Here is a 13,259-nt window from a genome sequence, read left to right as displayed (position 1 = left end):
ACACCTCGGCGAGCGCCTCCGCCGGCCGGGTCACGCCGTCAGCGGGTCGACACGTATCTCCGCTCACCGGCCGTGGGTTTCATGACCGCAGGCCATGAGCGGCGCATCACGGCAGGCCACCGGCCTGCGCCAGGACCGGACGGTCCGGCCGCGCGGCGGGCCCGTGCCGATGCGGGCCATCGGATCCGCCCATGAGCGGAACGAAATCCCCCCGCAACTCCCTGCACCCGTGCCCTCACCCGGCGCGTGCGGTGCCCCGGCCGCACAGCGGATGCGGTCTGTTCGGCGAACGCCCCGTGGGAGAAGATCGTCCCTGACCCCGCGTACCGCCGAGCACCGGAAGGAACCGACAAGACCATGCGCGTCATCGTGGCCCGTGAAGTACCGGAGGCGTCCGGATGAGCGGCACCGAGGAACCCGTCCTGCTGCACACCGAGGGGCGGGCCGCGTACATCACCCTCAACCGGCCCAGGGCCCTCAACGCACTGAACCACACCATGGTGCGGCGCATCGACGCGGCGCTCGGCGCGTGGGAGCACGACCCGGCCGTGGCGACCGTCGTCCTCACCGGCGCGGGGGAGCGGGGCCTGTGCGCCGGAGGCGACATCCGCGCCGTCCACGACGACGCCCGGGACGGGGACGGCGCCGCAGCGGCCGCGTTCTGGCGCGACGAGTACCACCTCAACGCCCGCATCGCCCGCTACCCCAAGCCGTACGTCGCCGTCATGGACGGCATCGTCATGGGCGGCGGCGTGGGTGTGTCCGCGCACGGCGGGGTCCGGATCGTCACCGAGCGGTCCCGGATCGCCATGCCCGAGACCGGTATCGGATTCGTCCCCGACGTCGGCGGCACCCATCTGCTCGCCCGCGCCCCGGGCGAACTGGGCACCCACCTCGCCCTGACGGGCGCTCAGATCGGCGCCGCCGACGCGCTGTCGTGCGGGCTCGCCGACCACTACGTACCCTCCGGGGACCTGCGCCGTCTCGTCGGCGAGCTCGCGCACGCGCCCGTGCGGGACGTCCTCGCCCGCCATGAACAGCCGGCGCCGCTGGGAGAGTTGGCCGGGTGGCGGGGGTGGATCGACGGCTGCTACGGCGCCGGCACGGTCGAGGAGATCGTCGAGCGGCTGCTCGCCCACGGCGACCCGGCCGCGAAGGAGGCGGCCGAGACCCTGCTCGCCAAGTCGCCCACCGCGCTCAAGGTCACCCTGACCGCGCTGCGCCGCGCCCGGCGGCTGGGCTCGCTGGAGAGCGTCCTCGACCAGGAGTACCGCGTCTCCTGCGCGGCCCTGAGCACCCCGGACCTGGTGGAGGGCATCCGCGCCCAGATCATCGACAAGGACCGCAGGCCGCGCTGGTCCCCGGCGACCCTCGCCGAGGTCACCGACGCCGATGTGGAGCGCTTCTTCGCCCCGCTCGGCGACCGTGAACTGGGGCTCCGCGGACCCGGCAGCGGCACGCGGACCCGCTGAGCCGAGCCGGCCGGGGGCCCGTCGCCGCGGGTTCCCGGCCCGGCCGTACCACCGACTCGGTCGCGCGTGGAAGATCACCCGAGGCGGGCGCGGTCTTGGCCGTGTACGCGCCACGCGGTACGGTCTCTGCGATATCGACGACGGTACGACGGAAGCCGGTGGAAATCCGGCACGGTCGCGCCACTGTGTGCGAGAGCCCCCGGGCCGCTCGTGAGTCAGACCCGTGACTGTCGTCCTGTGCACCACCGAGATGGGACGCGAACTCCCAGAGGAGGTCCTGCCATGGCGCAGCATGTCGCCCGGCCGACAGCCACCACCCCCGTCGTTCCCGCCACGTTGCCGCTGAGGGCGATAGCCCCCTGGGCGGTCTTCTTCGGCATCCTGATGCTGGTCCTGCTCTACTTCGTCGGCGCCGAGCAGGGCGCCACCTCCGTGTTCAGCGGCACGGACGTCCATGAATGGGTGCACGACGCCCGTCACCTGCTCGGCTTCCCCTGCCACTGACGCGAGGGGACACCGCACACCATGAACTCCGCAACCGTACGCGGCCTTCTGGTACGGGGCATGCTCGCCGGTCTCGCGGCCGGCGTGCTCGCCCTGATCGTGGCCTACTTCCTCGGTGAGCCGAGCGTCGACAAGGCGATCGGCTTCGAGGACGTCCACGCCCACGAGCACGAGACGGAGGTCGTCTCCCGCTCCCTGCAGTCCACCGCCGGCCTTGCCACCGGTGTCCTCGTCTACGGGGTCGCCTTCGGCGGCATCGCCGCGCTCGCCTGCTGTTTCGCCCTCGGGCGCGTGGGCCGGTTCGGCCCCCGGGCGACCGCGCTGCTGCTGTCCGGCTGCGCGCTGGTCGCCGTGTATGTCGTGCCGTTCCTGAAGTACCCGGCCAACCCGCCGTCGGTCGGCGACTCCGACACGATCGGCAGGCGGACCGCCCTGTACTTCCTGATGATGCTGCTCAGCGTGCTCCTCGCGCTCGCCGCCACCGTCCTGGGCCGGCGGCTCGCACCCCGGCTGGGCACGTGGTACGCCACCGTCGTGGCGGTCGCCGCGTTCGCCCTGGTGATCGGCCTGGCGTACGCGTTCCTGCCGGTCGTCGACGAGGTGCCGGCGGGCTTCCCGGCCGCCCTGCTGTGGCGGTTCCGGCTGTCCGCCCTGGCCGTTCAGGCCGTCCTGTGGGGCGGATTCGGCCTGCTCTTCGGAGAGCTGGCCGAGCGGCTGCTGAACCCGAGGCCCGGGGCGACCGCGTCGGCGGAGGCGGTTCCGGCCGCGCGCTGAGGACCGGCGCCCGAACCGGGGCGCTCGGTCCTTCAGGACGGGGGAGGGCCCTTCGGAACCGGCGGATTCCAGGGGCCCTCCGGCGGCGGCACCCGGCAGCGGACGGCGTCAGGCCGACGCGCTCAGGTGCTGCCGTGCCCACTCCTCGAAGCCGGTGAGCGGGAGACCGAGCGCCCGTGCGTACTCCGGCCGAGCCGGCTGGCCGGTCTCGTTGAGCCGTTCGTGCCCGGTGCCCATGGCGGGCATCCCGGCGGCGGTGGCCTCCTCCAGGGTCATGTCGGGGGCGGTCAGCTCCGTTCCGAGGACGCGGGAGAGTATCCCGGCGATGTCGCTCATCGTCAGGTAGTCGCTTGCCAGTTCCAGCTCGACACCGTCGAACCGCTCGGGCGCGGCGACGGCGGCGGCGGCCGTCGTGCCGATGTCGTCGACGGCCACGAGAGACAGGTGGGTCGCCGGCTTGAGCAGGCTCACCAGGCCGCCCGCGACACCACGGGGGAACAGGAACGCCTCGGAGGGCAGGAAGTTCTCCATGAAGAAGCCCGGCTTGATGAGGGTCCAGTGCTCGAAACCCGCTGTGCGGACCCGGTCCTGGATGCCCGTCTTGGTGGAGTAGTAGGGCTCCATCGCGGCCCAGCGGCCCTCCGCCCAGCCGGGGCTCTGGGTGTGCTGCCCGGCGCCCGACACGGAGGTGTGCACGAACTGCGGCACCCCCGCGGCCAGTGCGCCCTCGATCAGGTGGACGGCCTGCGCGAACTCGCCCTCGAAGCCACGGCCGTTGAGGTCGGGCATCTGCACCGAGAAGACGGCGCGCGTTCCTTCGGCGGCCCGGGTCACGGAGTCGCGGTCGTCGAGGTCGCCGGTGACCAGTTCGGCGCCGAGCGCTTCGACGGCCTTCGCCCGGTCGGTTGCGGGGTCGCGGACCAGCGCGCGGACGGGAACGCCCGCCGCGAGCAGGGCGCGGGCGGTGGCGCCGCCCTGCCGGCCGGTGGCGCCGGTGACCAGGACGGGTCGGGGATCTGTCGGCACGATGCTTCTCCAATGCTGCCCGGACGCTAAACGGCGGGGACCGCCGTTTCCTCTCCGGTAAGATACGGAGGACCCCGCCAGTTAGCAAACTCCGAGGTGACACCATGCCCGTCCAGCGTGCGGACGCCCGCCGCAACTACGCGCGCATCCTCGCGGTGGCCGAGGAGGAGGTCGCCGCGCACGGCGCCGACGCATCGCTGGAGCAGATCGCCCGCACGGCGGGAGTCGGCTCCGCCACCGTGCGCCGGCACTTCCCCAGCCGCAGCGCCCTGTTGCAGGCGGTGTTCCGCGAACGGATCGAGAACCTGTGCGCCCGCGCCCGTGACCTGGCCGACGCCGCCGACAGCCGGGCCGCACTGCTGGAGTGGCTGGCCGCCCTCACCGCGTACGCCGCATCCGCCCGGGGGCTGGCCGCCGTCCTCACCCAGGAGACGGCGGGCGACTCCGACGCGGCGCACGTCGACGCCTGCTCGGCGAAGCTCACCGGGTCGGTCGACCCGCTGCTGCGGCGCGCCGTCAGGGACGGCGCCGTGGCACCGGGCGTGACCGTCGCCGACCTGGTCATGCTGGTCACCGGGATCGCCCTGGCCACGGAGCACCACGCGGACCCCGCGAGCGAGGCGAACCGGCTGCTCGCGCTGACCGTGGCGGGAGTCAGCCCAGAGCGCTGACGAAGGGTAGGAGAGGGGTGCGGCAGCGGCTGCGCGCCGCGTTTGCCGGCTGCGGTGCGACAGCGCCCCGAAGGGGCGCGGGGAACTGCGCGATCGGCCACGATGGTGCCGCAGTCGGCCGACGGCACAGCGCGGCAAGCCCAGCGGAGCGCTCTGTGCCGTGTTTCGGGGGCGCGGGGAACTGCGCGATCGGCCACGATGGTGCCGCAGTCGGCCGACGGCACAGCGCGCCACGTCCAGCGGAGCGCTTTGCGTCGCGTTTCGGGGGCGCGGGGAACTGCGCGATCGGCCACGATGGTGCCGCAGTCGGCTGACGGCACGGGGCGGCATGTCCAGCGGAGCGCTTTGCGTCGCGTTTCGGGGGCGCGGGGAACTGCGCGATCGGCCACGATGGTGCCGCAGTCGGCTGACGGCACGGGGCGGCATGTCCAGCGGAGCGCTCTGTGCCGTGTTTCGGGGGCGCGGGGAACTGCGCGATCGGCCACGATGGTGCCGCAGTCGGCCGACGGCACAGCGCGCCACGTCCAGCGGAGCGCTTTGCGTTGCGTTTCGGGGGCGCGGGGAACTGCGCGATCGGCCACGACGGTGCCGCAGTCGGCCGACGGCACAGCGCGGCAAGCCCAGCGGAGCGTTCAGGCGTCCGGCGGGTGGCCCAGCCGCAGGTTCCAGCGGCCGGCCCGTCCGCTCAGCGCGGTCACCGTCAGCGGGGGAACGTCGAGGCGCCAGAACGCCGTCACCGGCATGTCCAGCGCATGGACGACGGCCGCCCGCACGACCTCCGGCTCGACCACGGCGAGCGTACGGCCGTCCGGGCCCGCCGCGGCGGTCAGCCAGCGCGCGATCCGCCCGCACAGGTCCCGTACCGACTCGCCCCCGTGCGGTGCGGCGTCCGGGTCGCCGAGCCAGCGGGCCACCGCCTCCGGCTCGGCGGCGCCCACCTCGTCCAGGGTGCGACCGCGCCAGCGCCCCACGTCGAGACCGGCCAGCTCCGGTGCCGCCGGACCGTTCAGGCCGAGCGCCGCGGCCGTCTCCCGGCAGCGCACGCTCGGCGAGGTCAGCACACGGGCCGCCGGGGGCAGTGACCCGGCCGCGGCACGGGCCCGCCGCGCGCCGCCGTCGTCGATCGGCCCGCCGTCGTCGAAGCGGGCCCGCCGCAGCGACGCGCTCATGGCGGGGGAGACGAGGAACACCCGGCTGGTCACGCCATCGCTCCTGTCACTGGGAAGGGGGCCGCCGCCTTCGGCGCCCGCGAACATAGCATCCGTACGACGCGGGACGATCCGGCGGCGGCACACAACGCGGCGTTGAGCGACAGCCGCGGTGCCGTGCCGGTCAGCGGGCGGCGAGCAGTTCGAGCGTGTCGATCACCCGGTTGGAGAAACCCCACTCGTTGTCGTACCAGGCGACCACCTTGATGTGCCGGCCGTCGACGCGGGTGAGAGCCGAGTCGAAGATCGACGAGGCCGGGTTGCCCGTGATGTCGGACGAGACGAGCGCGTCCTCCGAGTACTCGAGGACGCCGGCGAGCGGCCCCTCCGCCGCGGCCCGGTACGCCGCCAGCACGTCGTCGCGCGTCACATCGCGGGCGACGGTCGTGTTGAGCTCGACGATCGAGCCCACCGGCACCGGCACCCGGATCGAGTCGCCCGACAGCCTGCCGTCGAGGTTCGGCAGCACCAGGCCGATCGCCTTGGCGGCACCCGTCGTGGTCGGCACGATGTTCACGGCCGCGGCGCGGGCACGGCGGGCGTCGCGGTGCGGGCCGTCCTGGAGGTTCTGCTCCTGCGTATAGGCGTGCACGGTCGTCATGAAACCGTGCTCGATCCCGGCGAGTTCGTCGAGCACAGCGGCCAGCGGCGCGAGCGCGTTGGTCGTGCACGAGGCGTTCGAGACGATGGTGTGCGCGGCCGGGTCGTATGCGTCGGTGTTCACGCCGAACGCGAGCGTCACGTCGGCGCCGTCCGACGGCGCACTGACGAGCACCTTCTTCGCGCCCGCGGCGAGGTGCGCGCCGGCCGCCTTGGCCGAGGTGAAGCGGCCGGTCGCCTCCAGCACGACGTCCACGCCGAGTTCGGCCCAGGGCAGTTGCTCGGGTTCGCGTTCCGCGAGCACCCGGATGCGCCGGCCGTCGACGACGAGAGTGTCCCCGTCGACGGTCACGGGCCGGCCGAGCCGGCCGGCGGTCGTGTCGTAGGCGAGCAGCCGCGCGAGGGTCGCGGGTTCGGTGAGGTCGTTGACGGCGACCACGTCGAGTTCGCTGTCGCGCTCCAGCAGTGCGCGCAGCACATTGCGTCCGATGCGGCCGAATCCGTTGACGGCGATGCGAGTCATGAATGGTGTCCCTTCGGTTCGCCCTCAGCCTCGCGTGCGGCTTCCGCCGTCGGCAGCGGCGTGAGTGCCATGGTTCGAAAGGATCGCGCCATCCGCCGACGGGGACTGGACGGGACCGTCCGGCGGGGACTATTCACCCTGGGTGAAGGTGCGCCGGTACTCGCTCGGCGTGGTCCCGAGGATGTGCTGGAAATGCAGCCGCAGATTGGCGCCGGTGCCCAGACCGACGTCGGCGGCGATCTGCTCGACGCTCCGCTGCGAGCGTTCGAGCAGTTCACGGGCCAGGTCGATACGGGCGCGCATGACCCACTGCATCGGCGTGTACCCGGTGTCCTCGACGAAGCGCCGCGAGAAGGTGCGCGGCGACACCGCCGCGTGCCGGGCGAGCACACCGAGGGTGAGGGGCTCGCCCAGCCGGTGCAGCGCCCACTCGCGGGTCGCGGCGAACCGCTCGCCGAGCGGCTCGGGCACGCTGCGCGGCACGTACTGCGCCTGACCGCCGCTGCGATAGGGGGCCGCGACCAGCCGCCGGGCCGCGTGATGGGACGCGGCCACCCCGAGTTCGCGGCGCAGGATGTGCAGGCACAGATCGATGCCGGAGGCGGCGCCCGCCGACGTCAGCACGTCGCCCTCGTCGACGAAGAGCACGTTCTCGTCGACCCGGACGAGCGGATGCCGCGCCGCCAGCGCCCGGGTGTAGTGCCAGTGCGTCGTGGCGCGTTTGCCGTCGAGCAGACCGGTGGCGGCGAGCGCGAAGGCGCCGGTGGAGATCGCGGCGAGCCGTGCCCCGCGGTCGTGGGCGGCGATCAGCGCGTCCACGACGGCCCGCGGCGGGTCGTCCCGGTCCGGGAAGCGGTAGCCGGGGACGAACGCGATGTCCGCCCACGCGAGCGCGTCGAGGCCGTGGGCGACGTGGTACGACAGTCCGTCGCCGCCGGTCACGAGCCCGGGGGCGGCGCCGCACACCCGTACCTCGTACGGCATGCTCGCGCGGGTCGTGAACACCTGCGCGGGAATGCCCACGTCGAGCGGTTTCGCGCCGTCGAGCACCAGGACGGCGACGCGCTGCAAACGGGAGGGCGGCACCCGCACAGGGTACGTGGACGGGCGGCGGCCGAGGCCCGTACCCTCGCTCGATATTCGCTGGACAGCGCGGCGGCGGATCGCGAACGCTGGTGGCATGCAGGCGGAGAAGAGCGGAACGCAGCAGCAACTGCAGATCTGGGACGCCGGCGCCGCTCAGCGGTACGATACCCCCGGTACCGGCATGTTCGCGCCTGAGGTGCTGGTGCCGACCGTGGCACGGCTCGCGGAACTCGCGGGCGACGGCGCGGCCCTCGAGTTCGCCATCGGGACCGGCCGGGTGGCGGTCCCGCTCGCGGCGCGCGGAGTCCCCGTCACCGGTATCGAGCTGTCACCGCCGATGGTGGAGCGGCTGCGGACCAAGGCGGACGAGGCGAGTATCCCGGTGGTCATCGGGGACATGGCGACCGCCGCGGCCCCCGGCGACTACACCCTCGTGTACCTCGTCTTCAACACGATCTCCAATCTGCTGACACAGGCCGAGCAGGTCGAGTGCTTCCGCAACGCCGCCCGCCATCTCGGGCCCGGTGGCCGGTTCGTGATCGAGCTGTGGGTACCGGAGCTGCGCAAGCTGCCGCCGGGCCAGTCGGCCACGGTCTGGCACTCGGAAGCCGGATACATCGGTCTGGACACCTACGACGTCCTGCACCAGCGGGTCGTGTCGCATCATTTCGACTTCGACGAGACCGATCAGGCGCGGCTCTTCCGCAGCCCCCACCGCTACATCTGGCCGGCCGAACTCGACCTCATGGCCCAGCTCGCCGGGTTCGCCCTGGAGGCCAGACACGCGGACTGGACCGGCGCCGAGTTCACCGCCGACTCACGCTCCCACGTCTCCGTCTACCGCCTCCCACCGATGTAGCCCGCAACTCGTCAGGTGGCGGGGCGGAGGCGGCGGAGCCGGTGGTGGGTGCGTCCGGTCTGGTGGGGGAGCCAGACCCGGTCGGCCGGACCGCCGTCGCCCGGCGGGCGCTCGCCGCCGTACGCGACGTACAGACGTACCGAGTCGTACAGCCGGTAGCGGTTCTGACCGTTCCTGCCGAACTCGCTGACATAGGTGAGCTGGCGGCTCAGCAGCTCGTCGAGCAGGTCCCCCGCGAGCTGCCGGGACGGCGCCGCGCGTCCGACCACGTCGTCCACGCCGAAGTCGCCGCGCACCGCGCCGAGCCGGCGCAGCGACGCGGCGATCGGGACGGGTAAGGCCCGGTGGCGGGCCGCCACGCTCGCCTGCAACGACAGATCCCCGACCCGCAGGAACGGCAGGCGGTCCCGCTCGTCCACCAGACGGTCCGCCAGGTCGCGCAGCGACCGGTGCGGGCGCGCCGACAGCCACAGCCCGGCGATGTGCAGGGCCAGCGGCAGCCGCCCGCAGGAGCGCACGATGCTCAGCGCGGCCGACGGCTCCGCGCGGGTGCGCGCGGTCCCCGCCAGGTCCGCGAGCATCCGGTGGGCGTTCCGCGGGTCGAGCGCGCCGATCCGGTGCGTCAACTGTCCCGGCAGCGCGGAGAGTTCACGGTGCGCGGCGACCAGGACCGCGCTGCGCGCGGCGTCCACGAGCAGCGGCCGTACCTGTGCCTCGCTGTCCACGTTGTCGAGGACCACCAGGACCTGTCTGCGGCTGAGCGCGTCCCGCAGCCGGGCGCCGGCCTCCTCCGGGTTCTCCGCGGCGGGCGCCGCGCCGAGCGAGCGGAGCACGCGGCGCACCAGCATGTCGGGTGTGAACGGCTCGGCGGAGGCCGGATGCAGATCGACGAAGACCTGCCCGTCCGGGAATCGGTCCCGTACACCGTGCGCGACCTGGAGGACCAGCGACGTCTTGCCCGCGCCCGGCGGCCCGACGACGACCACGGGCCGTCCGGGGTCGCGGGCCTGCCGCGACGAGAGGCGGGCGCGCAGGGAGGTGACGATCCGCTCCCGCCCCACGAGGCGGTTGCGGGGCGCCGCGGGCAGTTCCGCGGGCGGCGGCTCCGGCGGCCGCTCGGGGCGTGGCTCGGTGTGGCTCTCGGCGCGGGACCCGCGCAGGAGCCGCGCCACCTCGGCGGGTGAGAGGCCGAGGGCCTCGGCGAGCAGGAGCACGGACTGTTTACGGGGCCGTGCGGTGTGGCCGGTTTCGAGGTTGCGGATGGCCCGCACGCTGAGCCCGGACTTCTCCGCGAGGTCCTCCTGGGTGAGGCAGGCCGCCTCGCGTGCGTGGACCAGCGCCGCCGCAAGCGCGTCCACCGGGGATGTATCGCTCACTTCACGCCCATTTCGTCGTTCGGCCGCCCCGGCGTCCGGGCGCCGGGGCGTGGTGAGCCCGCGGGGAGCCGACAGCGTGGCGCTCGCCGCGAGGGGAGATGCGTCGGGGTCTGGGGCCGGGCCGGGCACGGCCGTCGCCAGAGCGAGGTCGGGGAGGGGGACGGGAAGCCCGTGCGGGGCCGGGGGAACCGAGGGGGAGGCGGGGTGGCGCGCGGCGCGGCGGCCGGGGCGGTGAGCGGTGCCGGACCCGTTGCCGGGCCGCGGGTTCAGTCCGCCGGGCGCATCAGCGTCACCGTGAACTTGTAGCGGGAGCCGCGGTACACCGAGCGGACCCATTCCACCGGTGTGCCGTGCGCGTCGCGGGAATGGCGGGACAGGAGCAGCATCGGCAGGCCCACCTCGGTGGCGAGCAGCGCGGCCTCGCGGGGAGTGGCGAGCGAGGTCTCGATGGCCTCCTCGGCCTCCGCCGGACGCACCCCGTACGCCTCGGCGAGCGCCGTGTACAGCGACCGGTAGGTGGCCAGGGACCGGTGCAGTCCGGGAAAGCGCCGGGCGGACAGGTGGGTCGTCTCGATGGCCATGGGCTCGCCGCTGGCCAGCCGCAGCCGCTCGACGCGCAGCACGCCGTCGCCGACCGCGACGCCGAGCACGGCCGACAGCTTCTCGTCCGCTTCGACATGACGGATGTCCAGCACCCGCGAGGCGGGTCGGAGGCCCTGGGCATGCATGTCCTCGGTGTGGGAGGTGAGCAGGAGGGTGCGGGAGAGCTTGGGCCGGGCGACGAACGTGCCCTTGCCCTGGATGCGGTCCAGCCGGCCCTCGCCCACGAGTTCCTGCAACGCCTGCCGGACCGTGGTGCGCGAGGTGTCGAGCCGGACGGCGAGTAATCGCTCGGCGGGCATCCGGGAGCCGGGCGCCAGCGCCTCCGTCATCGCGAGGACCTGCTGCTTGACCTGGTAGTACTTCGGGACGCGTGCCGCGCGGCCGGGCGCGGCCCGGCGGTGCGGGGTGCTGCTGACATGCGTGGTCATGGGCTGCCTTCCCGACTCGGTCGCCGGACCCCGTTATAGCCCGCAACCGAGCTATGGTCTAGTCCAGATGAAGAATGCGTTCCGTGGCCGTGTCCGGTACGACGTTCTTCGCCAAAGGGTCGAGATCACCCCCCTGACGACCTTGACGCTGCATAAAAGTCTAGGCCAAGCTCCCTCGTGCAGGTCTACACCATTAGCGTGCCGGGCTCCGTCCGAGCGCGTGGTGTCGGCGTGCGCGGAGAACCGCCGGGCGTCGGCCGGCGGCAGTCCCTGAGGGAGGAGGAGGCGCTGCGCGGTCCGGCCGCCGTGGTGGTGTGCCCTGCCGCTGTCCCCGGTTGCCCATCCACTCCTTTTCCGCCTCTCTTCTCCTTCCTTTTCCACCTCTCCAGCACGCGGCGGCGCGCGCCCCGGCCGACGGCGCCGCGAAGGGATGACGCCTTCGATGACCACTATCGCCACCGGCAACGACACCCTCACCCGCGACGCACTTGCGGTTCTGCAGCCGGGGTTCGCCGGCACCGCCGCACCGGACTGGGTGCGCCGCCGGGTCGGTGAAGGCCTCGCCTCCGTGGCCCTGTTCGGCCGCAATGTGGTCAGCCAGGAGCAAGTCACGGCTCTCACCGACCAGTTGAGAGCGGAACGGAACGATCTGCTGGTGGCCATCGACGAGGAGAGCGGCGATGTCACCCGCCTCGACGTGCACACCGGTTCCGCGTTCCCCGGCAATCACGCGCTCGGCGCCGTCGACGACCCGGACCTCACCCGGCGCGTCGCCCGCGAACTGGGCCGGCGGCTCGCCGACTGCGGTGTCAACCTCAACTGGGCGCCGTCCGCGGACGTCAACGCCAACCCCGACAACCCGGTGATCGGCGTGCGTGCCTTCGGCGCGGACACCGACCTGGTGGCGCGGCACACGGCGGCGTACGTCCGGGGCATGCAGTCCAGCGGCGTCGCCGCGTGCACCAAGCACTTCCCCGGGCACGGCGACACCAACGTGGACTCCCACCACGCCGTGCCGCGCATCGACGTCGACGAGGACATACTGCGCAGCCGCGAACTGGTGCCGTTCCGCGCCGCCATCGAGGCCGGCACCCAGGCCGTCATGAGCGCGCACATCCTCGTCCCGGCGCTCGACCCGGAGCGCCCCGGGACCCTGTCCCGCCGCATCCTCACCGAACTGCTGCGGGGCGAACTCGGCTACGACGGGCTGATCGTCACCGACGGCATGGAGATGCGGGCCATCGCCGGGGCCTACGGCCTGGAGCACGGGGTGGTCATGGCGATCGCGGCCGGCGCTGACGCGATCTGCGTGGGCGGCGGGCTGAGCGACGAGGGTACGGTGCTGAAGCTGCGGGACGCCCTGGTCACGGCCGTCCACCGGGGCGAGCTCCCCGAGGAGCGGCTCGCCGACGCCGCGGCCCGGGTGCGGCGGCTGGCCCACTGGACCGCCACGACGCGACGGATCGCGCAGGCCGAGGCGGCACCGGACGAGGAGATCGGACTCGTGGCGGCCCGCCGCGCGCTCCGTGAGCGGCGCGGCGCGGCGGCGGCGCCGGTCGACGGGCCCGTGTACGTCGCCACGTTCAACCCCGTGCCGAACATCGCTGTCGGGGACGTGACCCCGTGGGGGGTCGCCGGCGAGCTGGAGCGGCTGCTGCCGGGCACCACGAGCGGCTCCTTCAGCGGCGCCGACGCGGGCACCGCGGCCCTGGCCGCGGCGGGCGACCGCCGCATCGTCGCGGTGGTCCGCGACGAGCACCGGCACCCGTGGATGCGCGCGGGCCTGGACGTGCTGCTCGCCGCCCGCCCCGACACGATCGTGGTCGAGATGGGCATACCGCAGTCCCCTGCGCGGGGCGCCGTGCACCTCGCCACGCACGGAGCCGCCCGGGTCTGCGGCCTGGCCGCGGCGGAACGCATCGTCGCGGACTGACCCCGGGACCCGCACGGCCTGCCGCCGCCAATTCCGGAGGCAAGCTCTTCTCGGCCCCGCTGAGCTTCGGCTCGGCGGGGCCGAGTGCTGCGGAGCGGCGGGGGCCCGCGACGTGCCCGTGCCCGCCCCCGCCCCCGCGGCGCACCGGCCAGGGCACCCCGGGACCTCAACCACCGGCAGTTCGCAGGCACTTGGC

12 protein-coding genes are annotated in these 13,259 nt (G+C 73.7%); 6 read left to right on the top strand and 6 right to left on the bottom strand.

Features of this window, described 5'->3' with window-relative positions; translation table 11 throughout:
* Positions 1-398: 398 nt before the first annotated feature.
* From CTZ28_RS14355 to CTZ28_RS14345, 3 genes are all read left to right on the top strand, one after another.
* On the top strand, positions 399-1,472 hold the full coding sequence (locus tag CTZ28_RS14355; protein WP_121889743.1) for an enoyl-CoA hydratase/isomerase family protein: 1,074 nt from the start codon (positions 399-401) through the stop codon (positions 1,470-1,472).
* Between the two features lie 282 nt (positions 1,473-1,754).
* A complete protein-coding gene (locus tag CTZ28_RS14350; RefSeq protein WP_121889742.1) occupies positions 1,755-1,976 on the top strand; it encodes a CbtB domain-containing protein in 222 nt (73 codons plus the stop codon).
* Positions 1,977-1,997: 21 nt separating this feature from the next.
* Positions 1,998-2,750, top strand: coding sequence for a CbtA family protein (locus CTZ28_RS14345; protein ID WP_121889741.1), 753 nt, complete (start codon positions 1,998-2,000; stop codon positions 2,748-2,750).
* Between the two features lie 108 nt (positions 2,751-2,858).
* On the opposite strand, the gene CTZ28_RS14340 is transcribed toward CTZ28_RS14345, so the two are convergent.
* The gene (locus tag CTZ28_RS14340) at positions 2,859-3,776 is read right to left on the bottom strand and encodes an NmrA family NAD(P)-binding protein (RefSeq protein WP_121889740.1); all 918 of its coding nucleotides are present in this window, start codon (positions 3,774-3,776) and stop codon (positions 2,859-2,861) included.
* A gap of 104 nt (positions 3,777-3,880) precedes the next feature.
* Here CTZ28_RS14340 and CTZ28_RS14335 point away from each other — a divergent pair, with 104 nt between their 5' ends.
* Positions 3,881-4,447, top strand: a complete 567-nt coding sequence (locus CTZ28_RS14335) for a TetR/AcrR family transcriptional regulator (protein WP_121889739.1) — start codon at positions 3,881-3,883, stop codon at positions 4,445-4,447.
* A gap of 632 nt (positions 4,448-5,079) precedes the next feature.
* Here CTZ28_RS14335 and CTZ28_RS14330 read toward each other — a convergent pair.
* The 3 genes from CTZ28_RS14330 to CTZ28_RS14320 all read right to left on the bottom strand — a co-directional run bounded on the left by CTZ28_RS14330 (position 5,080) and on the right by CTZ28_RS14320 (position 7,864).
* The gene (locus CTZ28_RS14330) at positions 5,080-5,649 is read right to left on the bottom strand and encodes a histidine phosphatase family protein (protein WP_121889738.1); all 570 of its coding nucleotides are present in this window, start codon (positions 5,647-5,649) and stop codon (positions 5,080-5,082) included.
* Between the two features lie 130 nt (positions 5,650-5,779).
* Positions 5,780-6,778 carry a type I glyceraldehyde-3-phosphate dehydrogenase gene (gap, locus tag CTZ28_RS14325; RefSeq protein ID WP_121889737.1) on the bottom strand — a complete coding sequence of 333 codons (999 nt, stop codon included), beginning with the start codon at positions 6,776-6,778 and terminating at the stop codon, positions 5,780-5,782.
* Between the two features lie 129 nt (positions 6,779-6,907).
* Positions 6,908-7,864: a GlxA family transcriptional regulator gene (locus CTZ28_RS14320; protein WP_121889861.1), complete on the bottom strand. Its 957-nt coding sequence runs from the start codon at positions 7,862-7,864 to the stop codon at positions 6,908-6,910.
* A 94-nt stretch (positions 7,865-7,958) separates the two neighbouring features.
* On the opposite strand from CTZ28_RS14320, the gene CTZ28_RS14315 reads away from it, so the two are divergent.
* On the top strand, positions 7,959-8,723 hold the full coding sequence (locus CTZ28_RS14315) for a class I SAM-dependent DNA methyltransferase (RefSeq protein ID WP_121889736.1): 765 nt from the start codon (positions 7,959-7,961) through the stop codon (positions 8,721-8,723).
* An 11-nt stretch (positions 8,724-8,734) separates the two neighbouring features.
* On the opposite strand, the gene CTZ28_RS14310 is transcribed toward CTZ28_RS14315, so the two are convergent.
* The gene (locus tag CTZ28_RS14310; RefSeq protein WP_121889735.1) at positions 8,735-10,099 is read right to left on the bottom strand and encodes an AAA family ATPase; all 1,365 of its coding nucleotides are present in this window, start codon (positions 10,097-10,099) and stop codon (positions 8,735-8,737) included.
* 266 nt (positions 10,100-10,365) lie between these two features.
* The gene (locus tag CTZ28_RS14305) at positions 10,366-11,130 is read right to left on the bottom strand and encodes a GntR family transcriptional regulator (RefSeq protein WP_121889734.1); all 765 of its coding nucleotides are present in this window, start codon (positions 11,128-11,130) and stop codon (positions 10,366-10,368) included.
* A 442-nt stretch (positions 11,131-11,572) separates the two neighbouring features.
* Between CTZ28_RS14305 and CTZ28_RS14300 the strand changes: the two genes are divergently transcribed.
* Positions 11,573-13,063, top strand: a complete 1,491-nt coding sequence (locus CTZ28_RS14300; RefSeq protein ID WP_121889733.1) for a glycoside hydrolase family 3 protein — start codon at positions 11,573-11,575, stop codon at positions 13,061-13,063.
* Positions 13,064-13,259 lie beyond the last annotated feature (196 nt).

The organism is Streptomyces shenzhenensis (assembly GCF_003688995.1).
GTDB lineage: Bacteria > Actinomycetota > Actinomycetes > Streptomycetales > Streptomycetaceae > Streptomyces > Streptomyces shenzhenensis_A.
Note: the sequence above shows the minus strand (reverse complement) of the source record. Positions and strands in the feature narration are given on the sequence as shown.

Coding starts and splice junctions, on each gene's coding strand:
- CTZ28_RS14355 (WP_121889743.1), top strand. CDS start 399: ATGAGCGGCACCGAGGAACCCGTCCTGCTGCACACCGAGGGGCGGGCC.
- CTZ28_RS14350 (WP_121889742.1), top strand. CDS start 1,755: ATGGCGCAGCATGTCGCCCGGCCGACAGCCACCACCCCCGTCGTTCCC.
- CTZ28_RS14345 (WP_121889741.1), top strand. CDS start 1,998: ATGAACTCCGCAACCGTACGCGGCCTTCTGGTACGGGGCATGCTCGCC.
- CTZ28_RS14335 (WP_121889739.1), top strand. CDS start 3,881: ATGCCCGTCCAGCGTGCGGACGCCCGCCGCAACTACGCGCGCATCCTC.
- gap (WP_121889737.1), bottom strand. CDS start 6,778: ATGACTCGCATCGCCGTCAACGGATTCGGCCGCATCGGACGCAATGTG.
- CTZ28_RS14315 (WP_121889736.1), top strand. CDS start 7,959: ATGCAGGCGGAGAAGAGCGGAACGCAGCAGCAACTGCAGATCTGGGAC.
- CTZ28_RS14305 (WP_121889734.1), bottom strand. CDS start 11,130: ATGACCACGCATGTCAGCAGCACCCCGCACCGCCGGGCCGCGCCCGGC.
- CTZ28_RS14300 (WP_121889733.1), top strand. CDS start 11,573: ATGACCACTATCGCCACCGGCAACGACACCCTCACCCGCGACGCACTT.